The organism is Corynebacterium sp. HMSC075F02 (assembly GCF_001838335.1).
GTDB lineage: Bacteria > Actinomycetota > Actinomycetes > Mycobacteriales > Mycobacteriaceae > Corynebacterium > Corynebacterium jeikeium_D.
The window spans coordinates 215,697-238,968 of record NZ_KV836314.1 but is presented as its reverse complement, the minus strand read 5'-3'; the positions used below and the strand labels follow the sequence as shown (position 1 = coordinate 238,968).

The 23,272-nt window shown below is 59.0% G+C and carries 22 protein-coding genes; 5 read left to right on the top strand and 17 right to left on the bottom strand.

The window, feature by feature from the left end; translation table 11 throughout:
• From HMPREF2920_RS08690 to mqo, 5 genes are all read right to left on the bottom strand, one after another.
• Nucleotides 1-1,048: cobyrinic acid a,c-diamide synthase CobB (locus tag HMPREF2920_RS08690; RefSeq protein WP_070595119.1), on the bottom strand; the 1,048-nt coding region annotated here is incomplete at its 3' end.
• A complete protein-coding gene (cobO, locus tag HMPREF2920_RS08685; RefSeq protein ID WP_042389270.1) occupies nucleotides 1,042-1,662 on the bottom strand; it encodes a cob(I)yrinic acid a,c-diamide adenosyltransferase in 621 nt (206 codons plus the stop codon). The genes HMPREF2920_RS08690 and cobO, both read right to left, overlap by 7 nt.
• On the bottom strand, nucleotides 1,643-2,320 hold the full coding sequence (locus tag HMPREF2920_RS08680; RefSeq protein ID WP_016422575.1) for a vWA domain-containing protein: 678 nt from the start codon (nucleotides 2,318-2,320) through the stop codon (nucleotides 1,643-1,645). Before HMPREF2920_RS08680 ends, cobO begins: the two co-directional genes overlap by 20 nt.
• A gap of 106 nt (nucleotides 2,321-2,426) precedes the next feature.
• Nucleotides 2,427-3,578: a magnesium chelatase ATPase subunit I gene (locus HMPREF2920_RS08675; protein WP_048735587.1), complete on the bottom strand. Its 1,152-nt coding sequence runs from the start codon at nucleotides 3,576-3,578 to the stop codon at nucleotides 2,427-2,429.
• A gap of 93 nt (nucleotides 3,579-3,671) precedes the next feature.
• Nucleotides 3,672-5,168, bottom strand: coding sequence for a malate dehydrogenase (quinone) (gene mqo, locus HMPREF2920_RS08670; RefSeq protein WP_049170803.1), 1,497 nt, complete (start codon nucleotides 5,166-5,168; stop codon nucleotides 3,672-3,674).
• Between the two features lie 163 nt (nucleotides 5,169-5,331).
• Between mqo and HMPREF2920_RS08665 the strand changes: the two genes are divergently transcribed.
• Both HMPREF2920_RS08665 and mtr read left to right on the top strand, forming a co-directional pair.
• Nucleotides 5,332-6,372: an alpha/beta hydrolase gene (locus HMPREF2920_RS08665; protein ID WP_070566969.1), complete on the top strand. Its 1,041-nt coding sequence runs from the start codon at nucleotides 5,332-5,334 to the stop codon at nucleotides 6,370-6,372.
• A gap of 82 nt (nucleotides 6,373-6,454) precedes the next feature.
• Nucleotides 6,455-7,879, top strand: coding sequence for a mycothione reductase (mtr, locus tag HMPREF2920_RS08660; protein WP_246820058.1), 1,425 nt, complete (start codon nucleotides 6,455-6,457; stop codon nucleotides 7,877-7,879).
• On the opposite strand, the gene HMPREF2920_RS08655 is transcribed toward mtr, so the two are convergent.
• The 4 genes from HMPREF2920_RS08655 to HMPREF2920_RS08640 all read right to left on the bottom strand — a co-directional run bounded on the left by HMPREF2920_RS08655 (nucleotide 7,876) and on the right by HMPREF2920_RS08640 (nucleotide 13,462).
• On the bottom strand, nucleotides 7,876-9,339 hold the full coding sequence (locus HMPREF2920_RS08655) for a cobyric acid synthase (protein ID WP_070566965.1): 1,464 nt from the start codon (nucleotides 9,337-9,339) through the stop codon (nucleotides 7,876-7,878). The two genes, mtr and HMPREF2920_RS08655, sit on opposite strands and share 4 nt — an antisense overlap.
• Nucleotides 9,340-9,342: 3 nt before the next feature.
• Nucleotides 9,343-10,254 (bottom strand): type I methionyl aminopeptidase, encoded by a 912-nt coding sequence (map, locus tag HMPREF2920_RS08650; protein ID WP_070566964.1) that lies wholly within the window; start codon nucleotides 10,252-10,254, stop codon nucleotides 9,343-9,345.
• Nucleotides 10,255-10,322: 68 nt separating this feature from the next.
• A complete protein-coding gene (locus HMPREF2920_RS08645) occupies nucleotides 10,323-12,170 on the bottom strand; it encodes a penicillin-binding transpeptidase domain-containing protein (protein ID WP_070566962.1) in 1,848 nt (615 codons plus the stop codon).
• 59 nt (nucleotides 12,171-12,229) lie between these two features.
• Nucleotides 12,230-13,462 (bottom strand): M50 family metallopeptidase, encoded by a 1,233-nt coding sequence (locus tag HMPREF2920_RS08640; protein ID WP_070566960.1) that lies wholly within the window; start codon nucleotides 13,460-13,462, stop codon nucleotides 12,230-12,232.
• A 215-nt stretch (nucleotides 13,463-13,677) separates the two neighbouring features.
• Between HMPREF2920_RS08640 and HMPREF2920_RS08635 the strand changes: the two genes are divergently transcribed.
• Nucleotides 13,678-14,079: a DUF2631 domain-containing protein gene (locus HMPREF2920_RS08635; protein WP_016422566.1), complete on the top strand. Its 402-nt coding sequence runs from the start codon at nucleotides 13,678-13,680 to the stop codon at nucleotides 14,077-14,079.
• A 117-nt stretch (nucleotides 14,080-14,196) separates the two neighbouring features.
• On the opposite strand, the gene rlmN is transcribed toward HMPREF2920_RS08635, so the two are convergent.
• Nucleotides 14,197-15,294 (bottom strand): dual-specificity RNA methyltransferase RlmN, encoded by a 1,098-nt coding sequence (gene rlmN, locus HMPREF2920_RS08630; protein ID WP_070566975.1) that lies wholly within the window; start codon nucleotides 15,292-15,294, stop codon nucleotides 14,197-14,199.
• Between the two features lie 117 nt (nucleotides 15,295-15,411).
• Between rlmN and HMPREF2920_RS08625 the strand changes: the two genes are divergently transcribed.
• A complete protein-coding gene (locus tag HMPREF2920_RS08625) occupies nucleotides 15,412-15,840 on the top strand; it encodes a lipopolysaccharide assembly protein LapA domain-containing protein (RefSeq protein WP_070566958.1) in 429 nt (142 codons plus the stop codon).
• Nucleotides 15,841-15,861: 21 nt separating this feature from the next.
• Here HMPREF2920_RS08625 and HMPREF2920_RS08620 read toward each other — a convergent pair whose 3' ends face one another.
• The 5 genes from HMPREF2920_RS08620 to rpsB all read right to left on the bottom strand — a co-directional run bounded on the left by HMPREF2920_RS08620 (nucleotide 15,862) and on the right by rpsB (nucleotide 20,059).
• A complete protein-coding gene (locus tag HMPREF2920_RS08620; RefSeq protein WP_049170784.1) occupies nucleotides 15,862-16,767 on the bottom strand; it encodes a phosphatidate cytidylyltransferase in 906 nt (301 codons plus the stop codon).
• Between the two features lie 39 nt (nucleotides 16,768-16,806).
• Nucleotides 16,807-17,364, bottom strand: coding sequence for a ribosome recycling factor (gene frr / locus HMPREF2920_RS08615; RefSeq protein WP_038628675.1), 558 nt, complete (start codon nucleotides 17,362-17,364; stop codon nucleotides 16,807-16,809).
• Nucleotides 17,365-17,447: 83 nt separating this feature from the next.
• Nucleotides 17,448-18,173: a UMP kinase gene (gene pyrH, locus HMPREF2920_RS08610; RefSeq protein WP_005509726.1), complete on the bottom strand. Its 726-nt coding sequence runs from the start codon at nucleotides 18,171-18,173 to the stop codon at nucleotides 17,448-17,450.
• A 181-nt stretch (nucleotides 18,174-18,354) separates the two neighbouring features.
• Nucleotides 18,355-19,182, bottom strand: coding sequence for a translation elongation factor Ts (tsf, locus tag HMPREF2920_RS08605; protein WP_049170780.1), 828 nt, complete (start codon nucleotides 19,180-19,182; stop codon nucleotides 18,355-18,357).
• Nucleotides 19,183-19,237: 55 nt separating this feature from the next.
• Nucleotides 19,238-20,059 carry a 30S ribosomal protein S2 gene (gene rpsB / locus HMPREF2920_RS08600; RefSeq protein ID WP_038628671.1) on the bottom strand — a complete coding sequence of 274 codons (822 nt, stop codon included), beginning with the start codon at nucleotides 20,057-20,059 and terminating at the stop codon, nucleotides 19,238-19,240.
• 378 nt (nucleotides 20,060-20,437) lie between these two features.
• On the opposite strand from rpsB, the gene HMPREF2920_RS08595 reads away from it, so the two are divergent.
• Complete coding sequence (locus tag HMPREF2920_RS08595) at nucleotides 20,438-20,959, top strand: murein hydrolase activator EnvC family protein (protein WP_070854154.1); 522 nt, start codon at nucleotides 20,438-20,440, stop codon at nucleotides 20,957-20,959.
• Between the two features lie 14 nt (nucleotides 20,960-20,973).
• Here the strand turns inward: HMPREF2920_RS08595 and HMPREF2920_RS08590 are convergent, their stop codons facing one another.
• Nucleotides 20,974-21,828 (bottom strand): tyrosine recombinase XerC, encoded by an 855-nt coding sequence (locus HMPREF2920_RS08590; RefSeq protein WP_070566971.1) that lies wholly within the window; start codon nucleotides 21,826-21,828, stop codon nucleotides 20,974-20,976.
• 290 nt (nucleotides 21,829-22,118) lie between these two features.
• A complete protein-coding gene (gene dprA, locus HMPREF2920_RS08585; protein ID WP_049189671.1) occupies nucleotides 22,119-23,255 on the bottom strand; it encodes a DNA-processing protein DprA in 1,137 nt (378 codons plus the stop codon).
• Nucleotides 23,256-23,272 lie beyond the last annotated feature (17 nt).

Here is a 23,272-nt window from a genome sequence, read left to right as displayed (position 1 = left end):
TACGGCGCCCACCGAGATCTTCAAGCAGCCAGAGCAGCCCCGCGCATTCGCCGTGGATCAGCGCACCATCGTCGGCAGCCTGACGTAGATCGCGGCGAATGTCATCACGAATAGATAGCGCGTCGGCATGCTCTTCCGGGAATCCACCGGGCACGATGTAGCCTTCGGCTTCCGGCAGTTCGTCAACCAATGGGTCAAAATCCACGACCTCGGCTCCAGCGGCCTGCAATAGCTCACGGTGCTCTGCATAGGTAAACGAGAACGCAGGACCCGCCGCGACCGCCACGCGCACGCGGCGATTAAGAGCCAGCGGTGCAACGAACTGTGCAGGGGCCCATGGTTCAGCTGGATAGGGCTGCCGGGCAAGCTGGATAATCCGGTCGATGTCGATGTAGGTTTCCACCAAGTTGGCCATCGATTCAATGACCGCTTCTAGCTGCTCACCCTGCTCGACTGCAGTGACCAGCCCCAAATGCCTGCTGGGCACCTCAATATCAGTCACTCGCGGAATAGCGCCGAGCACCTCGACCCCCATGGCCTCCACAGAACGGGTAATGATGTCCGCATGCCGCGGGCTGCCCACCTGATTAATAATCACGCCACTGACACGGACGTCAGTGCGAAGCGTGGAGAAACCGTGGACAACAGCCGCCGCCGACTGCGACATATGCCGGGCATCAATCACCAACACCACCGGAAGGCCCAACAGTGAGGCAATCTCAGCCGTCGAGCCCTCCACCGATAGCGGGTCGTCACCAATGCGGCCGTCGAAAAGCCCCATAACCCCTTCGACCACCGCAATATCGCTGTCGGCAGCTCCATGTGCGTAGAGCGGCCCAATCATCTCAGGCGCGCACATAAAGGAATCCAGATTGCGCCCGGGACGACCAGCGGCTACCCCGTGATAGCCAGGATCAATATAATCGGGTCCGACTTTGAAAGGTGCCACCGCGTGACGACGCGACAGTGCACGCATCAGCCCCGTGGAGATTGTCGTCTTTCCCGTGCCTGAAGCTGTCGCCGCGATGACAATTCCAGGCGCTACCACTCGATGCCCTTTTGTCCCTTACGTCCGACATCCATCGGGTGCTTAATCTTGGTCATCTCCGTCACCAGATCCGCGACCTCCACGAGCTTCGGATCCGCATCGCGGCCAGTCATCACCACATGCTGGCGGCCGGGACGGTTCCTCAATGTCTCCACCACATCGTCGACATCAATCCAACCCCACTTGATTGGGTAGGTGAACTCGTCGAGGACGTAGAAGTCGTGCACCTCATTTTCCAGGCGCCGTTTAATCTCCTGCCATCCCTCGGCAGCAGCTGCCGCATGGTCCTCCTCAGTGCCCTGCTTACGCGACCAAGACCAACCTTCGCCCATCTTGTGCCATTCGACCGGGCCGCCTTCCCCCGTGTCGTCGTGAAGCTCGCCCAACCGGCGCATGACAGCTTCCTCGCCAACCTTCCACTTTGCCGACTTTACAAACTGGAAGACACCGATATTCATCCCCTGATTCCACGCGCGCATCGCCATACCGAATGCCGCGGTGGACTTGCCCTTACCTGGGCCCGTATGCACCGCAGTAATCGGAATCATGCGACGCTGCCTGGTGGTCAGTCCATCGTTGGGAATTGATTTGGGGTCAAGCTTTCCTTGTGCCATGGTCTCGATGATAGGCATGGACCACGCCCGCCACGGCTTCGGCATTGAGTTCGGAGAGATTTATGCAGGTCGCACCCAATTCCACGCTGAGTTCCTGTGCCAGCCCCAGCCGCACGCGAGAGCGCTCACAGTCGATAACCACCGTCGCCGCCAACGCTTGACGACGGATCTTTGCGGCCACAGCCCTCGCCTGCTGCAGGCCATTTTTACCCGTTGCTCGGCCGTCGGAGAGCAAGACCATGATTGCGCGCCGTGTGGGCTCCCTATGGGCTTCCCGAACTACCACTTCGTGTGCCTTCAGCAATCCTTCGGCCAATGGAGTTCGGCCACCAGTGCGGACATCTGCGAGGCGACGTACTGCGGTGTCGATAGACTTCGTCGGCGGTAAAACTAATTCGGCGTTATTTCCGCGGAAAGTAATGACAGCGACTTTATCGCGGCTTTGGTAGGCATCACGCAGCAGCGATGTGACCGCGCCGGTGACGGCTGCCAGACGGTCGCGTGCTGCCATGGAACCCGAGGTGTCCACGACAAAGACGACCAGATTGGACTCAGTTCCCTGTCGAATAGCGCCGTGAACGTCCTCCGGTTCCAGGGGAATCATGGAGTCGCCCATGCGGGCGCCACGATTGGCCGCCGCCAGCACTGTCGCCGGCACGTGGAGACCATGGCCTCCCCGCTCGGCACCAATGGTGCTGCCCCGCGGGCCAATGGCCTTGGAACGCCGACCGGAATCCCCTTGGCCGACACCGTCAACGCTGATTTTACGAACGGCGAAAGGGGGCGCCTTCAGCGGCGCGACCTCCCTTCGATCCCGAGGAATTCGACTGTTGTGGCTCCTGAGGTTCGGAGTTGGAGTCGAACTGGGAGACCTGCTCAGCATCGGGCTCTGGATCCGACTCCGGACTCGACTCTGGCTGATTCTGGTCATCTCGGAACTGCTCCTCTGCATCCTGCAGAGCATCGTCGAGCTGTTCCTGGTCCAGTCCTGGTTCATCAAAGGGGTCACGGCGACGACGGTGCGGCAGTGCCATTTCCGCAGCTACCTTAATGTCTTCCGCAGTGATCTCAATTGGATTGCCGGGTGCCGGCTGCGCCGACTCGTCCCCGGCTACTCGCCAGGCAGCGTGAGCGCGGGCGGTACGTGCAATGACGATGTCGGCACGCATCCCGTCCACATCAAAAGCAGCGCACACTGTGGCAATTTGACCAAGAATGTTGGGGGTCAATTCGACGTCGTCAAGCAGTGCGCGCGCGCGATCGATGCGAGCGTGTAGCGCATCGTCGTCGGCGGCGAACCGCGTGACAAAGCTCTCCGGGTCGGCGTCAAAGTCGAGGCGGCGGGCGACGATTTCCGCGCGGACAGCCGGATCCTTGGATGCGGTGACGTCGATGGCGAGACCAAAGCGGTCGAGAAGCTGGGGACGCAATTCGCCCTCTTCCGGGTTCATCGTGCCGACCAACACGAACCTGGAGGTTGCGGAGTGCGAGATACCATCGCGTTCAACAACCACGCGACCGGTGGCTGCGGCATCGAGCACGGAGTCAACGAGATGATCCGGCAGCAGGTTAATCTCGTCGACATAGAGAATGCCACCGTCAGCCGCGCTGAGTAGTCCCGGATTGAACTGTGCGTGTCCGGTAGTCAGGACGGTCTCCACATCGATGGAGCCTACGACTCGATCTTCCGTAGCGCCGAGTGGCAGGTTTACCAACGATCCGCTGAGAAATGGCGCCAACGCGCGGACCGTAGTGGTCTTGGCTGTGCCCTTCTCACCGCGGATGACGACACCACCAATCTCCGGGGATAGCGCGGTCAGAATCAACGCAAGCTGTAGTCGCTGCTGCCCGACGATCGCAGTAAAAGGAAAAGTGGGCTCTGTTTGTGCAGTGGTCGCTGACGTGATTTTTTCCATAAGCACAGTTCTACCCCACTGCGAACGGATGGCTCACAGCGGGGTAGAACAATGTTGGCTTAATTGAACTCTTTGAAGCTCTTCAGCGAGTTACTAGCGCTCCAGCTTCAGGGTCTTCTGGGAAGCCTCCCAGACCTCCTTGAACAGAGCCGGGTCATCAGCCAGGTGCGTACCGTAGGACGGGACGAGCTCCTTCAGCTTCGGAGCCCACTTGCCCATGTGACGGCCGAAGCAGCGCTCAATCAGGCTAATCATCACAGCCGGAGCGATGGAAGCGCCCGGGGATGCACCCATCAGGCCGGCAATGGTGCCGTCCCACGAGTTGATGACCGCGGTACCGAACTCGAGGGTACCGAAGACCGGAGCCTTCATCGGCTTAATGACCTGGACGCGCTGACCAGCGACGATCAGCTCCCAGTCCTCTGGGCGAGCGTTCGGGACGTACTCACGCAGGGACTCAATACGTGCGTCGAAGTCCTTCAGAACCTCAGTAATCAGGTACTTGGTCAGCCCCATCTCCTGGACACCAACACCCATCATGGACGGCAGGTTGGCCGGACGCAGAGACTTAATCAGGTCCAGGTTGTTACCGTTCTTGAGGAACTTCATGTTCCAACCGGCGTACGGGCCAAAGAGCAGGCCGCGCTTGCCGTCGATAACACGGGTGTCCAGGTGCGGAACGGACATCGGCGGCGTGCCGACGGAAGCCTTACCGTAGACCTTGGCGTCATGCTTAGCAATGACTTCCTCGTTGGTGCAGCGCAGCCACTGGCCGGAGACCGGGAAGCCACCGAAACCACGAATCTCGTTAATACGAGCCTTCTGCAGCAGCGGCAGTGCGTCACCGCCGGCACCGACGAATACGAAGTTGGCAACCAGGGTGCGAACGTCCTTGGTGTGCAGGTTCTTCACGGTGACGATCCACTTGGAACCGTCGCGCTTCAGACCGGTGACCTCGTGTCCGTAGCGAATCTCAGTACCCATATCGGACAGTGCGGCCAGGTACTGCTTGGTCAGTGCACCGAAGTTAACGTCCGTACCATTCGGGTTACGAATAGCGGAGACCGGCTTGGAGAAGTCACGACCCTCGGACATCAGCGGAAGGTACTCAGCGAAACGGTCCGGATCCTCAATGAGCTCCTGACCGTGGAACAGTGGCTCCTTCTCAAGTGCCTCATAGCGACGACGCATGAACGCCATCTGCTCCGGACCCTGAGCGAAGGTGGTGTGATCAACTGGGTTGATGAATTCCTTCGGGTCAGTCAGGGTGCCGTTTTCAATCAGCGAGGTCCACAGCTGGCGGGAAACCTGGAACTGCTCATTAATGAGCTTAGCCTTGGTGACATCGACCTTGCCGTTCTTCTCCGGCGTGTAGTTCAGCTCACACAGAGCAGAGTGGCCGGTGCCAGCGTTGTTCCACGGGGAGGAAGACTCCTTGGCGGGCTGATCGAGACGCTCGAACAGAACCTGTGACCAGGATGGCTCGAGCTCCTTGAGCAGCACACCCAGCGTCGCACTCATTACACCTGCACCAATGAGGACGACGTCTACCTCGTCGCCACTGGAAGCAGGAAGCTTGTTATCAGCCATTTTGCTGTCAACATCCTTACTAACTTGATTAGTGATTCAAACTAGCGCTCGCTCACATGCGCGCACACAACTAAAGACGCAAAAGAGAGCTACCGTCTCAGTCCATAATCTATTGTGGCACACATTCCCACTACCCCCGGTAATCGGCGCTAGGCTTGACCCTGTGACTACCGATATTCCCGATTTCGTTACCCCCACCTTTAACCCCGATAACCTAGGCGAAGACTACAGCCAACATGTCATCGAACTCGGCCAGGACCCCGACGGTGAGGGATCCGTACACGCGGTATTGGTCCGCTACTGCCCCGACTCGTCGGCAAGCGACTTCCAAAAACGTCCGGCGGTTCTATGGATTCACGGGATGTCGGACTATTTCTTCCAGAAGCACGTGGCGGAGCGGTACCACGCCGAAGGCTACGCCTTTTACGCTATTGACCTGCGTAAGTGCGGGCGCGCACACCAACCGGGGCAGACTTGGCATGGCTGCAGCGATCTAACGAATTACTTCGAGGATCTCAACAGGGCACTCGCAGTGTTAGACCACGCCGGTCATACAACTGTCACTGTTAATGCGCACTCCACCGGCGGCCTCATTGCCGTGCTCTGGCTCGATTGGTTACGAAGCACAGGCGGCCACGGCCCGCAAGCACCCAATATTTCCGTCACGGCTGCCGTCTTGAACTCACCGTGGCTTACTCTGCACGTTTCCCGGGCAAAGGCGCCCGTGTACTCGCTGGTGACTCGCGTTATGTCGCGGATTCGCCCCAACAGTCTTATTCCAGTGCAGTCTGCGGGCGGCTATGGAAAATCCATTAGCGCCGACCACCAGGGGCGCTGGGAGTACAACCGCACTTTCAAGCCGCTGGCTGGCCATGACAAGAACTGGCGTTGGCTCAATGCCATCATCGTCGGCCAGCAACGTGTCAGCCGCGGTATCGACACCGGTGTGCCGACGCTCGTCCTCCACTCGGACAACTACCTTCTCGGCTCCGACTACACCCCGGAGCTCAGCCGCGTTGACTCTGTCCTCAACACTGAGCAAATTGCCGATGCCACTGCCCACCTGGGTCCGCAGGCGCGCAACGTCGCGATTCCGGGTGCCCTCCACGACGTGTATCTCTCCGCACCCGAAGCGCTAGACCGCGCTTTTAATGAGACATTCCAGTTCCTTGCCACGGTCAATCCGGGAGGCAGCTCAAAATAGGAGCACAGAATAGGAACTCGGAATAAATCAGCATTCAGTACGGTTGAACCAAACTAGTTTGACCAGAATGCTAGGAGTGCTTGTGACCACTGAGAATTCGCCTGAGACTACCCCACGCCACTACGACGTCATCATTATCGGAACCGGGTCCGGCAATTCCATTCCAGCCCCGGCCTACGACAATGTCCGTATCGCTCTGGTGGAGGAAGGACGTTTCGGCGGTACTTGCCTCAACGTTGGGTGTATTCCCACCAAGATGTTCGTTCTGGCCGCTGATGCCGCCCGCAACATCCGCGAGGCCAGCCGCCTGGGCGTGCACGGCACCTTCGATTCCGTTGATCTCAAGCAAATCCAGGATCGCGTTTTCGCCCAGCGAGTCGACCAGATTGCGGACGGCGGCGAGGAATACCGCCGCGGGGACGAGACTCCCAATATCGATGTCTACGACCGCCACGCAACGTTCGTCGGCCCCCGCACTATTCGCACTGGCATCGGCGAGGAAACCGTCGACATCACAGCCGACAACATCATCATCGCTGCAGGCTCCCGCCCTCACGTTCCGGGCCTCATCGCAAACTCCGGGGTGGATTACTACACCAACGAGAACATCATGCGCGTCGACAAGCTCCCGCGCGAAATGATCGTCGTCGGCGGCGGCTACATCGCTAGCGAGTTCGCGCACGTCTTCGCCTCCTTCGGTACGAAGGTGCACATGTTGGTGCGCTCCGATGTCATGCTGCGTGGCTCAGACGCCGCTATCTCCGAGCGCTTCCACGAGGTTGCCGCCCGCGACATTGACATCCGCATGAACACCTCCATCACTGCGCTCTCCCAGGAGGGCGAGATCGTCACGGTCACGCTTGACGACGGCACGGAGCTCGCAGCCGATGCCCTGCTCGTGGCAACCGGACGCATCCCCAACGGTGACCGTATGGACCTTGCAGCCGGTGGTGTGGAGATGCACGACGATGGTCGCATCAAGGTTGACCAGTACGGCCGCACCTCTGCCGAAGGTGTGTGGGCGCTGGGCGATGTCTCTAGCCCGTACCAGCTGAAGCATATTGCCAACCATGAGGCCAAGGTTGTCTTCCACAACGTGCTGAACCCGTCGGACCTGCGGGCATTTGACCACCGCTACATTCCGTCGGCAGTCTTCTCACATCCGCAGATTGGTCAGGTCGGTATGACCGAGGATGAAGCTCGCGCCTGGGCTGCGGAAAATGGCACGGAGATTACCGTGAAGGTACAGAATTACGGCGACGTTGCCTACGGCTGGGCACTGGAGGATCGCGATGGCTTTGCCAAGTTGATTGCGGACCGGGCCACCGGCCGCCTGCTGGGTGCGCATTTCATCGGCGAGCAGGCTGCCACCCTAGTGCAGCAGTGCATCCAGATGATGAGCTTCGAAATGGATGTGCGCGAAGTTGTCAAGGGCCAGCACTGGATCCACCCAGCACTGCCAGAGCTGATTGAAAACGCGATCCTGGGCCTGGAGTTCGATAACTAGCCCAGCTGTTCAATACCTGTGGCCTGGGCCAATGCGGGCCCAGCCAGGTACTTCTCGACTGCATCGGCCAACAGGTCGACCTGTCGCAGCCGTTCTGCGGCAAACGAAGTATTAGAGCTGACCTCAAAGCCGTCCCGACCGACGGCAACTGCGACTTCGCTCAGCAACTGACGGCGCGCCTGATCATTTTCCAGGTAGCCGTGGCGGTGCGTACCCATCACCATGCCACACCGCGCCCCTTCTTCAGGCTCAGTGATAAAGGGCGCCTCGCTGCTTCGCACAACCTGTCCATTGTGGACTTCGTAAGAGCCATCCGGGTGGCTCACCAGCGTCTTCGTCCCCGCGAATTCAATGTCGGTATCGAACACGCCAAGCCCGTTCACTGTCCCGGCTACCGACTCCACCGAGTCAGTGATAGTGGTGCAGAGCATTTGGAACCCACCGCAGATGCCGATCAGCGGCAGCCCCCAGGCAGCTCGGTTCTCCAGCACGTCGTCAAGCCCACGCTCGCGCAACCACTTGAGATCGGCGACCGTCGACTTCGTCCCGGGCAACACGACCAGGTCGGCGCGAGCAACGACCGACGGATCGACCGTCCACTGCACGTGTACCCCTGGTTCACAGCCAAGCGCCTCGATATCGGTGGCGTTGGACACGCGCGGCAGGCGAATGGCAGCCACGGACAACGTTTCCGTACCCAGCGGTGCGTTCGCCGGGCCTACTGACGCACCAGCGACTGTGCTGAGCGAATCCTCCGCATCAATCCACAGTCCCGGAATAAAAGGCACTACGCCGAGTACGGGCACGCCGGTGTGCTCGCGCACCACGTCCAATCCCGGTGTCAACAGCGACACATCGCCCCGGAACTTGTTGACGATAAAACCGGTAATCCGCGCGCGGTCTTCGCGGCTCAAAATTGCATGCGTGCCGACGAAATGTGCAAGCACCCCACCGCGGTCAATGTCACCGGCGACCACAACCGGCAGATCAGCGAGCTCTGCCAACCCCATGTTGGCGATGTCTGACTCTCGCAGATTGACCTCGGCAGGACTGCCAGCGCCTTCGCACAGGACGACATCGAACTGCCCCCGCAGCTCTTCCAATGTCTCCGCAACTACTCCGCGCAGCGCTTTTCTCCGCGACCGGTACGTCAGAGCGCTCACATGCCCATCGGCTTTGCCCTTCACCACCACCTGACTAGTGTGGTCCGAGCCCGGTTTGAGAAGCACCGGGTTAAAGGAGACATCCGGCTCCAGACCACAGGCGAGCGCCTGCAGAGCCTGCGCGCGCCCAATCTCGCCGCCGTCGAGCGTGACAGCGCAATTGTTGGACATGTTCTGTGCTTTGAAGGGTGCGACCTTCACGCCGCGGCGCGCGAGCAGCCGACACATGCCGGCGACCAGAACCGACTTACCGGCATCTGAGGTGCAGCCGGCAATCAGAGCTGCAGGGGCCTGCACGGGTTAGGCCTCGGGCTTCCAACCAGTTTGGAACTGGCCTGGAACGTTCTGCTCATCCGGCAGGGTGAGGATTTCATAGCCGTCGGAGGTCACCAACACTGTGTGCTCGAACTGGGCGGTGAACTTGAAGTCATCATTCTGCACAGTCCAGCCATTATCCCAGATGTGGTACGGCAGCTCACCGAGGTTAATCATCGGCTCAACAGTCAATGTCATGCCCGGCTCGAAAATAGTGTCCTGGCTCGGCTCATCGTAGTGCAGGACAATCAAACCATTGTGGAACGTGGTACCGACACCGTGACCGGTGAAGTCCCGAACGGTGTTGTATCCAAAACGCTTAGCGTAAGACTCGATTACGCGGCCGATGACATTAATCTCACGGCCCGGCTTGATGACCTTAATGCCGCGCATGGTGGCGTTGTAAGTGCGCTCCACTAGCTGGAGGTGCTCCTCCGAGACATTGCCCGCGAGGAAAGTCGCGTTGGTGTCGCCGTGGACACCGTTCTTGTATCCGGTGACGTCGACATTGACAATATCGCCGTCTTCAATAACCTGAGTGTCCGGAATACCGTGGCAGACAATCTCATTGAGAGACACGCAGCACGACTTCTCGAAACCGCGGTACCCCAGCGTAGACGGGTAGGTGTCGTGATCCAACAGGTACTCGTGCACCACCCGGTCAATCTCATCCGTGGTCACGCCCGGAGTTACGGCCTTGCCGGCCTCCACCAACGCGTTGGCAGCAATGCGCGAGACCTCTCGCATATTTTCAATATCTTCCGCCGTCTGTACCAGCGGCTCGCCGACGCCTTCCTGAACCTCGTCCTTCCAGGCGTACTCCGGCCGTTCAATATGTGCCGGAACAGTGCGAATTGGCGTGGACTTTTGCTGAGTAAGTGGAGAACGCTGAGTCATGGAACATACTCTACCCCTACCCCCGGATTAGCCTTTCGGCCTGTGCCGGTTTCGAAGCCAGAAATGCTCTAGCCCTCGTCCCCCGACCCTTCATCCATATTGGCGAAGAAGGCATCGGTAATCGCCACCGCATGTTCGGATCCACCACCGCCGACGATGAGCGTGGCAAAGGCCAAATCATCGCGGTAGCCAGTAAACCAAGCATGCGAGCCGCCTGCGTACTCGGCCTCACCGGTCTTTGCGTAGACTTCACCTCGACCAGCAATGGCCGAACCAGTACCAGAGGTCACCACCGCCCGCATGAGTGAGCGAACCTCGTTCAAAACCTCAGGTGGAAGTGGCTTCGACGTCTGCGACTGCCACGTTCCCGCGCTTGGCACGAGTGACGGCGTCGGAGTGCGCCCGGCCGCCACCGTCGCGGAAACCAGCGCCATGCCAAACGGGCTGGCCAAGTCATTGCCCTGCCCATAACCCGCATCGATACGCTCGACTTCATCATTACCGTCAGACACGCTGCCGGTAATAGTGTCGAGGCCCGCGATGTGATAGTTGATGCCGATGCCGAAGTTCTTGGACTCCTCCTTGAACTGCCCTGGTTCCAACTTGTGGGAGATGTTGCCGAACGTGGTGTTGCAAGACCGCGCGAAGGCATCGCTCAGCGAGGTATCCCCGACACCACTTCCGTTGTAGTTGGTGACAATTCGCGGCCCGATTTCCATCGAACCTGGGCACGGCACAGTCGATCCCGCATTTAGCCCCTCGTGCTGCACACCTGCAGCGGCAGTGACAATCTTGTACGTCGATCCCGGCGGGAACTGTCCCATCAGCGCAAGGTCGCCGTCCTTGTCTGCTTCCGCCGTCTGGGCTACCGCCAGAATCTTGCCCGTAGACGGCTGCACAGCCACCAGCATTGCCTTCGCATCTTGCCGCGTATCGACTGCCTTCTGCGCTGCGTCCTGCACCTTTTTACTAATCGATGCCTGCACCGCCGGGGCTACATCCGGAGACACCTCATAGAGCGTGCCGACGACTGCTCCGCCCTCGTTGGCCGCCACGATATTCCAGCCATCGGCACCGTGGTCACCAGTGTCCACTAGCCTTTCCACACGGCTCATCAAATCAGGCGCAAACCCCGGGTCGGGTCGCACCATCGCTGCTTCATCGTTAACAGAAATTCCGTCAATGTCCGCGAGCTCATCCTTGACTCGCTGCGGCGTGGATGCCGGCAGCACAATCAGTGAAAAGTTACCCTTCCCACCAGCTGCCTGCTCCCCTATAGCGCGCGCGTCAAGCTTCGGACCATCTTCCGGCATTTCATTATTGATGACCGTCGCCGCCCGATTAATCGACGACTGCACATTCTCCGCCCCATCACGATTGAGAATTACCCGGTGCACAGTCCCCGGCTCAAGCAAGGCCGCACCGTCCGAACCAACCACGGACGGACGTGGAGCTGCGATAGTGCGCAATTCTGGGTGCTGATTACGCCCCAGCTGTGGATGCAGGGATGCTGGCGACCAGCGCAACGCCCAATCCCGTTGCCCAGCCTCAGTCTTAGTCAGCGTAAAAGTCGTGTCATATCCCCAGCGTCGCTGGTGCGGTAACTGCCAATTCATGGCAACTTCGGCAGAGGACTGATTCGAACTGGAATCGATACCCGCAATTTCATACTCAAGCCCCTCCGGCTGGAGGCCGTCGGTGGCCGCTTTCAAATCTCCTTCAGCGGAATCCGGATGATCGGTCAGCGCCGCCGCCTTAGCGACATCCCCTCCCGCCAGCGCCCCCAGGAATTCCTCAAGCACCTCGCGCCCGGTGTCAGGCCGCGGCGTACACGCGGCGGATGACAACACCAGACCCGTGATTGCCACAGCCGAGATACTGCGAAGCAGGGGCTTGCGGCGCGAAGTTTGTTCCATGTGGGCTGACGTTAGCACCGCTTTGCTTTACGACGACGCTGGCGCGCCGCAACCTGCTATCAGCGGTTCAGTACAATTGGATTGACCACGTCAGCAGCCATAACCAGAACGCCGAAGACCAGCAAGACTGCGGTAAAGGCCATAGTAATTGGCATGAGTTTGGTGTAATCGGCAGGCCCAAGCGCAGGCTTACCGAACGCCTTGCGAATCAGGTCGCGGATGCGCTCATAAATAACCACGGCGATGTGGCCACCGTCGAGTGGCGGCAACGGCACGAGGTTGAACACGGCCAGGAAATAATTGAGGTTGGCCAGCAACAGGAAGAATGAAGGCCACTGGTTCATCTCCACCAATTCACCACCGGCACGCGACGCGCCGACCACACTCATTGGGCTGGCCGGGTCACGCTGAGCACCAAAGATAGAGGCGACCACGCCGGGAACCTTCTCCGGGATGGAGAGCAGCCCGTTCCAAACCGCCCCGAAAAGGCTGCCTGTGAAGCTGGCCGCACCGCCGATGGCAGTCACTGCGTTGTACTCGTGAAGGATGGTCTCTGGTCGCTGGAAGGCGATACCAATTGCTGGCTGGTCGATGTCCTGCCCGTCGTTAGTCTTGCGCTTGACGACTTCCGGGGTGACCGTGACCGTCTGGGTGCTGCCATTGCGGTCGATGGTCATTTTGATGTCGCCACCTGCAGAGCTACCGATGAGAGACACAGCCTCGGGGTAGGACGTGATCTTGGTGCCATTGATCTTCTCAATCACATCTCCGGCACGTAGCCCTGCGCGCTCTGCAGGACCGGAACCAGTGCAGGGCTCCAGCGTGCCGTCGGCACGCTGTGCCGGCGAGACGCACTGCACCGCCTGAATGCGTGGCGCCATTTCCTTACTCATGTTGGGCAAACCCCACGTCACGGCAATGAAGTAAAGAATGATGAATCCAACGATGAGGTTCATTGCCACCCCACCGAGCATCACGATAATGCGCTGCCACCACGGCTTCTTGTACATGGCGTAGGGCTCTTCGGCAGGATCGATTGGATCCATTGCGGTCATGCCTGCGATGTCGCAGAATCCGCCAAAGGGAATTGCCTTTACTCCATACTCGGTGTCATGCCCACCTGCCGCAGCGTGATGCCGCTTGAAGGAAAACAGCGTTGGGCCGAAGCCAATGAAGTATCGACGCACTCGCATTCCACACAGGCGAGCTGCGGTGAGATGGCCCCATTCGTGAAGAGCGATTGTCACCGCGATGCCGATTGCGAAGAGTAAAACTCCAAGAAGAAATGTCACGAGTGCTCACCCTACCCCCACTTTGGGCAAACGAGCACACCGGCGAACAGTTTCCGGCCGGGCTGAGTCCCAATTTCAGCAAGTTCTAAGGTATCCTTACACCCGATACTCAAGATTGTCTGAAAATGCGCTCAGTCGCTTTCAGCAAAATCGCAGATAGACTGAAGTGCATATAGAGTGCAATTCGCCGAAAGTGTTTACAGGAGGACTTTCAAGTGAGCAACCACGAGCCAAAGGAAGAGATTTACCGCGGCGTCAGCACCCTCGACGAGCCGTCGGCGAAGTGGGGCTGGCACGGCATTAGCAAGAGCGCTATGCAGAAGGCCGGCTGGATTTCCGTGATCTTCCTGCTGGGCATGACCATTGGTAACCACAAGGGCAACGTCGAGAACTGGTGGCTGGTCGTCATCGCCGCCCTGATTGCTATTGGCCTGCTGTTGCAGTTGTTCGCCCCGCAGGGTTCTCAGGTTCGCACCGTTACCGGTCACAACAAGCCGGAAGGCCACATTGAGCCGGAGTGGGCACGCGACCAGGTTAACGGCACTGGCGTCTACGCTAACCTGACCGACTCTCAGCTGCGCTCCTGGAACCGCCTGCCGGAAGGCCAGAACCAGTAGAGTTAGCCACTTTTGCTGAAAGTCTGGCCTAACAGCTCTATAGCAACAGCTCTATAGCGCTACAGCGCACAAAAAGATCCGCACCGAATTCGGTGCGGATTTTTTGCTATTTGTCGGCTAAACCTCTTCGGCCGCCAGCTGACCACACGCTGCCGCAATCTCGTTGCCACGGGTATCGCGGACCGTGCACGGTACCCCCTGGGCCTGTACGCGGCGGACGAACTCCTCCTGCTGCTTCTTCGGAGAGGCATCCCACTTCGAACCCGGAGTTGGGTTGAGCGGAATGAGGTTGACGTGGACACGTGAGCCCAGAGCATTATGGAGCTTCTTACCCAACAGGTCTGCACGCCAATCCTGGTCGTTAATATCGCGAATCAAAGCGTACTCAATAGATACGCGACGGCCTGTCTTGTCTGCGTAGTAGCGAGCTGCATCGAGTACCTCGGCCACTGTAAAGCGATTGTTGATCGGTACCAGCTCGTCGCGAAGCTCGTCATCCGGAGTATGCAGAGACACCGCGAGAGTTACTGACAGGTACTCGTCGGCAAGCCGTCGGATATTCGGCGCGAAACCAACCGTAGAGACGGTGACATTGCGCATCGAGATGCCAAATCCCTCCGGCGAGGGCCGCGTGATGCGATGGACGGCGGCGAGAACACGATTGTAGTTCGCGAGCGGCTCGCCCATGCCCATGAATACGATGTTGGTCAGACGACCGCCCTCAGCTGCCATAGTGGCAGCGGCCTCACGCACCTGGTCGACAATCTCCGCGGTGGAGAGATTACGCTGCAGACCGCCTTGACCCGTCGCGCAGAATGGGCATGCCATACCGCAACCGGCCTGTGAGGAAATACAGAGGGTCGCACGCCCCGGGTACTTCATCAGCACGGATTCCAGCAGCGTACCGTCACCTGCACGCCACAGAGTCTTACGAGTCTCGCCGTCATCACAGGTGATGTGGCGAACGGGAGTCAACAGAGGTGGGAAGAGACTGTCCTTGACCTTTTGACGATCTGCTTCTGGCAGGTCAGTCATCGTCATAGGGTCAGCCTCAAGCCGACCGTAATAGTGCCGGGCAATCTGATCGGCACGGAAGGCCGGCAGGCCCAGTTCCTTGACCGCAGCCTTCCGTTCCTCAACATCGAGGTCCGCAAAATGGGTCGCGGGCATGCCGCGACGTGGAGCTTTAAGAACGATTGGAAGTGAAGATGCCATGATGACACCCATTTTCGCATGTAATGACGGTTTTGGCCTAATGAGTGACTCGGCAGCCGCAACTAAGTGAACCTTTATAAGTGGTACATACCTGCCAAAACGTGTTGAATGATAGGTATGACTAACGCTAATCAGCCGAATAACGACAGTCCGCTTTTCGACGACGTTCCGTCGTACTCCCCAAATGATTCCGTGGCTCCTGCACCTGAGCAGGACAACCTTCCAGAGCCAGTCGTTGACGCGCCGACAGAGAAGGACTCCGCACCGGAGCCAGCGCCCGCTCCTGGCCGGCGCAAGGTGAAAAAGACTACCGCGGGCTCGATGTGGGTTGGCCTGGTCATCAGTGCAGTTTTGCTGATCGTATTGCTTGTATTCATTCTGCAGAATCAGCAGGAGACCACACTAAACCTGTTCGGCTGGGCCTGGAACTTCCCGGTCGGTGTCGGAATGCTGTTCGCTGCTATCCTCGGCGCCCTCATCACTGCGCTAATCGGTGGCTGGCGAATGTTTGATCTGCGCCGCCAGATTCGTAAGGGCGACAACTAAAGCCCGACTGAACCAGCCAAATTAAACCAGGCTGAAAAGCTGCAATATCAGCCACGTCATCGCGGCTGATGGCAGCATGCCATCCAGGCGGTCCATCAGACCGCCGTGGCCCGGCAATATCGAGGACATATCCTTAATCCCCAGATCGCGTTTGAACTGGGACTCCATCAGGTCACCAAGCGTGGCGGAGATAACCAAGGCAATGCCCAGCACGATGCCCTGCCACCACGGCGCGTGCAACATAAAGATTGCACAGAGCGCTCCAGTAATAGTGGCGAGTACGAGAGAGCCGCCGAACCCTTCCCAGGATTTTTTAGGGCTTACCTTCGGAGCCATCGGATGCTTTCCGAACATGACACCGGCGGCATAGCCTCCGACGTCATTGGAAATCACCCCGATCATGAAGGTCACAATGACCAGACGGGGATCGACTTCCCAGGGATTGTCCATGTGCACCAGCTGCACAGCTAGCGCCGCAAAGAACGGAATCCACATCACCACGAAAACTCCGACTGCGACATCCCGCAGCCAGTTCCGTGGTGCTTCAGCCATCCCGTGCAAAAACAGACGGGTGACTAGTAAAAGCATCAGGGTAACAGTCAGGCCCATGACCAGACCGTCAATCCCCCAGTAGGCGGACAGCCACACCATCAGCTGTCCGCCGAAAATCAGAACCGGGCGAGGGACCTGCCAATCGGACTCGCGGAGCCGCTCGCAGACCTCCCAGGTTGCAAGGCCAACCGCCGCGGCGACCAGAACGGTCCAGGCGAGCGCCCCCAGCAGCAAGCCGATGATGACGACTGCACCAAGTGCTACGCCCACCGTAATTGCAACCGGCAGGTTCCGACCTGCCGAGTTACGCGGCTTAATAAGCCGTAGCTCGTCTAGAACACGTTCCTTATTGGACGCTGGCTTCGACGTTGGCATTGGCGCCTCAAATCCCCTCTCCCGGTTGAATATGAAGGCCTAAACCTCCATCAGTTCCGCTTCCTTGCGCTCAACCAAGGAGTCCACCTGCTCGACGTAGTTCTTGGTGACCTGGTCCAGCTCCTTTTCGCCTGCCTGCACCTCGTCCTCGCCAGCGTCGCCGTCCTTCTGAATCTTCTTCAGAGTTTCCATGCCCTTACGACGGACATTGCGAATCGCAATCTTGGCGTCTTCACCCTTCGAACGTGCGACCTTGACCATCTCACGACGGCGCTCCTCGGTCAGCTGCGGGATAGTTACGCGCAGAACCTGGCCGTCATTAGTCGGGTTCACGCCCAGGTCGGAGTTGCGAATCGCGTTTTCGATGTCGCCCATAACGCTCAGCTCATACGGCTTAATTAGCAGCATGCGCGGCTCCGGAACCGAAATGGTAGCCATCTGGGTAATCGGAGTCGGAACACCGTAGTACTCCGCAATAACGCCATTGAACATCGCCGGGTTCGCACGACCAGTGCGAATGTGCGTCAGCTCCTCGCGGCAGTGCTCTACGGAGCTACCGTACTTTTCTTCACAGTCAAGCAGGACTTCATCAATCATTGTGTTTTTAACCTCGGGTTTCTACTCGGGTTCTAGATAGTTCTAGAGCGCTCTGTGGAAAGAACGTATTACGAACAAATTTATCAGCTGTGGACGAGAGTACCGATTTGCTCACCGGCTACCGCGCGCGCAATGTTTCCGTCGGTAAGCAGATTAAACACGAGAATCGGCATGTTGTTGTCCATGCACAGGGAGAAGGCGGTGGCATCAGCAACGCGCAGGTCCCGTTCCAGAACCTCACGGTGGGTGATGTCATCGAACAGCTCTGCGTCCGGCACCTCACGTGGGTCGGCCGAGTAGACACCGTCAACGGCCTTGGCCATCAGCAGCACCTCGCAGCCGATCTCCAGGGCACGCTGGGCCGCGGTGGTGTCGGTGGAGAAGTACGGCATACCCATACCTGCACCGAAGATGACCACGCGGCCCTTCTCCAGGTGGCGCTTAGCACGCAGCGGCAGGTACGGCTCTGAGACCTGTGCCATGTTGATAGCAGTCTGCACACGGCAGTCCACGCCCTCCTGCTCGAGGAAGTCCTGCAGAGCCAGGCAGTTCATGACCGTGCCCAGCATGCCCATGTAGTCAGAGCGTGCGCGGTCCATGCCGCGCTGCTGAAGCTGTGCGCCACGGAAGAAGTTACCGCCGCCGATGACGACACAGACCTCGACGCCCTTTCGGGAAACTTCCGCAATCTGTCGGGCAACGTTTTGCACCACGTCCGGGTCAACGCCAACCTTGCCGCCACCGAACATCTCACCACCGAGCTTGAGCATCACACGCTTGAAGCCATTGCGCTCGACAGATTCTGCCATGACCATGCACCTTTCTCACACCGTTTAAAAAGTCGCAGACGAGTCTACCCGGTCACGACAGCAAGGCGCACTTGACGCTCCGCATTATCGGCTACAGGACAGCAAAATGCCCCGCCCGGGTTCCCGAGCGGGGCATTTAAACTAGCTCACAGCTAGAGGCTTATGCACAAATTACAGGGAATTAGTGCTGGCCAACCTCGAAGCGAACGAAACCGGTCAGGGTAACGCCAGCCTCTTCCATGAGCTGCTTAACGGTCTTCTTGCTGTCGGCGACAGACGGCTGCTCCAGCAGAACAACGTCCTTGTAGAAGCCGTTCAGACGACCCTCGACAATCTTGGCGATAGCCTGCTCCGGCTTGCCCTCTTCGCGGGTGATCTTCTCGTAGACAGCGCGCTCTGCCTCGACGCGGTCGGCCGGGACATCCTCGCGGGACAGGTACTGAGCCTTCAGAGCAGCAACCTGCATAGCTGCTGCGTGAGCAGTCTCTGCAGCGCCCTCGCCCTCACCGGTGTAAGCAACCAGAACACCGACAGCTGCCGGCAGGTCTGCTGCACGGCGGTGCAGGTAGACAGCGATGTTGTCGCCCTCGAGAGTAGCGGCGCGACGCAGCTCCAGCTTCTCACCGATCTTTGCGGAGAGCTCCTGGGTAGCGTCAGCTGCGGTCTGACCGTCGAGGTCAGCTGCTGCGAGCTCTTCCGGGGAGTTTGCCTTGACTGCTGCGGCAGCGTCGGCGACCTTGTTGGCGAAGTCGATGAACTCCTGGTTCTTGGCAACGAAGTCGGTCTCGGAGTTGACCTCGACCATGGTGTTACCAGAAACAGCGATCAGGCCCTCGGCGGCGGTGCGCTCTGCACGCTTGCCGACGTCCTTTGCGCCCTTAATACGCAGGATCTCGACAGCCTTGTCGAAATCGCCGTCGGTCTCGACGAGTGCGTCCTTACAAGCCTTCATGCCGGAGCCGGTCAGCTCACGGAGCTTCTTGACGTCAGCAGCAGTGAAATTCGCCATGCTGGGCGTTCCTCCTTGTGGTGGTTAGAACTTGTGGTGGTTAGAAAGTTCAGCTTTACTCAGCGGATGCCGTCTCAGTTGCAGCGGAGCCCTCGGCGTCCATCTCTGCAGCCTGGTCGGTGTTCTCAGCGGCGGACTCGATCGGAGCGTCGCCTGCTGCTTCGCGAGCAGCGTTGGCCTCGCGCTCAGCGCGAGCCTTGCGGCCCTCTTCAACAGCGGTGGAGATGATGCGGGTCAGCACGGAAGCAGCGCGGATTGCGTCGTCGTTGCCCGGGATCGGGAAATCAACGTCATCCGGGTCGCAGTTGGTGTCCAGGATGGCAACAACCGGAATGCCCAGCTTCTTAGCCTCGGAGACAGCGATGTGCTCCTTGTTGGTGTCAACAATCCACAGTGCGGACGGAACCTTGGACATGTCGCGAATACCGCCCAGGGTGCGCTCCAGCTTGGTGCGCTCACGGGTCAGCATCAGGATTTCCTTCTTGCCGCGACCCTCGTAGCCGTTCTCAGCAGCGTCCATTGCCTGAAGCTCCTTCAGGCGAGCCAGGCGCTTGGAAACGGTGGCGAAGTTGGTCAGCATACCGCCGAGCCAGCGGTGGTTGACGTACGGCATGTCAACGCGCTCTGCCTCGTTCTGAACGGCTTCCTGAGCCTGCTTCTTGGTACCGACGAACAGGATGTTGCCACCGTGAGCGACAGTCTCCTTGACGAACTCGAAAGCCTCGTCGATGTAGGTCAGGGTCTGCTGCAGGTCGATGATGTAGATGCCATTGCGCTCGGTGAAGATGAAACGCTTCATCTTCGGGTTCCAACGACGGGTCTGGTGACCGAAGTGGACACCTGCATCGAGCAGTTCTCGCATGGATACAACAGCCATGTCATATTCAGGGAAGATCCTCACGTCCAGCCTGACTAGGGCTGCGGCTGCTTCCCTTCCTTTCTTATCCGATATAGGTGGTTACAGTTCACGCACAGGCTTTCCCTGTGCCCTAGCGCTCCCCCGCTGCCTCACACCCGACAGATATTCTTGCCGAGCACCCGTGAACCAGCCGGAATGGGTCGCGCGCGTAGTCTTTGTGCTAATGACCGCCCGATTAAGGCAGACACCGCGAGCGTCATCTTATCTGATACATCGCGCAGGTCGCAATATCTGACACGCCCTGCTATCCACAGGACAAAAAGTCATCCACAGCTAGAACCGTTTGCAATGCACTGCCGCTTGTCGACGGGTGTAGCGTCCGCCACACTATCGCGCATGACAACCAAGCAGAGTTTCAGGCGCTCGCTAATGCGCACATTAGCGCTATTCGTGCTCGCTGTCGCGCTAACAACACCCCCAAGCCCACCTGCAGCTACCGGCGAGCCAATATCCGCTATTGCACATACCTTCCCTGTGCACGGCAAAGTTCTACGCGACTACGCCCCACCGGAAAAACGCTGGCAGCCTGGACATCGCGGAGTAGACCTGAACGCCTCCCCGGGTCAGCCAATCCGCGCCTCAGCTCCCGGTGTGGTGCATTTCGCCGGTTCGATCGCCGGAATGACTTCCGTGTCAATCATGCACGCCGATGGCATCCGCACAACCTATCAGCCCATAGATACCGCGTTAGAAAAGGGAGACCACGTGGCCGCTGGCCAGGTGATTGGTCATCTTGTGGTCAACGCCAAACATCCCGAACCGGGCCTGCATTGGGGCGCACTGCGAGGCAAAGACTATCTCAACCCACTGGATTTGATACAGCGGAGACCAATCGTGCTCAAGTCTGTACGCAATTAAACAACCCTGCGCAATTAAGCGCGCGGATGTGCCCGCTTATGTACTTCACGGAGACGATCCGCTGAGACGTGGGTATAAATCTGCGTGGTCGCCAGACTCGAATGACCGAGCATCTCCTGCACCACACGCAAGTCAGCGCCACCTTCCACCATGGCCGTGGCCGCAGAATGTCGGAGAGCATGCGGTGAAACATCAGCCCATTTATGAATAACTCGGCGCGCCTGACGAGGATTCAATCTACCTCCACGCACACCGAGAAAAAGCGCATGTTCGGCCTGTGCGGAAGCATGAAAGCTTCCACGCACCTGGAGCCAGCCTTTGAGTGCCGCCTCCGCTGGTGCACCGAAGGGCACGATGCGCTGCTTGTTCCCCTTACCCACTACCGAGATGATGTGGCGGGAAAAGTCCACATCAGAGACGTCGGCCTTGCACAGCTCCTCTACACGCATCCCGGTGGCATACAACAGTTCCACAATGGCCAAGTCTCGAGCTGCTACTGCGCTGTCCTCGGCGGAGACTTTCTCGATTGCCTCCTCGACCCTCTCCGGCGAGAGCACTTCCGGAAGATGCTGATGCTTCTTCGGCGTTGACAGCCGCAGCGACGGATCAGCATCGAGAATTTGCCGAGCTACGAGCCAACTACAGAACTGGCGAATGGACGTCGTTAAGCGAGCCAGCGATGACCGCGCAGCACCCTCCGCATGCTTCGCGCCGAGGTGCGCACGGATGACAGGGGTGGAGAGTTCACTGATGTGGTCCAGGCCGGCGAGGAGGGGGATGAGATCGGCTCGATAGGCACGGACGGTTGCGTCAGAGAGTCTGCGGGAATAAGTCAGCTCATCGAGAAAATCCATGAGCACGGCCTCAATATTGGCGGATAACCCGAGATCCAGCTCAATCCTGTCGTCGTTATCGGTTGCGCGCTTCACGGTTCTGACCTTAGTAGATGCACACCGCGAGACCTCACCAGACAGCGGAAAAGGCAGTGACTCCGACTTTCGCCAGAGCCACTGCCATATTGCCTCACCCATGTCACAAGCCCGTTTCCGTAACAGTTACTTAGGCTTGCCTTGCCTATATTACTGAGCGTACAGAGAATTGCAATACCTAATTCAAGATTTTTTCGAGATTCTCTGCAGAAGGCTTTATTAGCGCCTCACTAACGCTTCTGTTCCTGGCGCAACCACCCACCCTCCACCCGACTGGTCAGCCCCTGTCCCTGCAGCTCCAGCAACAAATGTGTCGTAAGCGCCACGGCCAATCCCGCCTGCGCTGCGACTTCTCCCACCGGCGTTGGCTCCGCAGAATTCAGAGAGTCGTAGACAGCGAGCTCGTTTCGAGAAAGCTTCTGCACCGCCGACTTTTCCCACAACAATTCAAGCTGAGCATCCTCGTTCACTGTGCCAACTGACCGATACAGCGACCGCACATTATCGGCACTACACACCAGGACAGCCTCGCCACTGCGGATTAGGTCATGACAGCCAGAGGTAGTTTGCAGCGTCACCGGTCCCGGCACTGCTCCCAAGGGCTTGTTTAGCCTCACTGCCCAGTGCGCTGTGTTGCGCGCCCCTGAACGCCAGCCCGCCTCGACGATTGTGGTTGCTCGCGATAGGGCCGCTACCAGACGATTCCTAGTCAAAAACCGATGCCGCGCAGGTCGCACCCCCAGTGGATACTCCGTAATCAGCGCACCCCGCTCTGCAATCCCGTCGAAGAGTTCTGCGTGCGCCCGCGGATAGTCAACCCCTACACCACCGGCTCCGACCACAACCGTAGTGCCGCCAGCGTCGAGCGCAGCTCGATGCGCCGCGGCATCAATACCCAACGCACCACCACTGATGACACTAACCCCCGCATTCGCGAACTGCCCCGCGAATTGGGCCGCCACCTGTGTCCCGTAGCTGCTGGCCATCCGCGTTCCGACAATCGCCACCGCTTCACTGACCACGTCCCGCAAGTCACGGCCACGCACCCACAGCGCAAGTGGTGGTGCATCGGCGCGGTCACGGACTTCGAGCGTCGTAAAGCAGGACAGCAGCTCCCCCGGCCACTCTGGGTGCCCCGGATAAATAAGACGCCACCCCATCGCTGCCGCCAGCTCCAAATCGTGGCCGCTCTGGTCAACGTCGGCCCGTGCCTGCGTCGTATTGAGCAGACCTTCCGGCAGCCCGGCGCGAGCCTTGATCCTCTCTGCTACCTCTACCGGCCCAAACTCCGTCACGAGCCGCACAATCTGCGGATGCGTCGCCTCTATCACACGATTCAGGTAAGCCCACGCGTGAATTTCGTCCATTTCTCCCCCTTGATAGT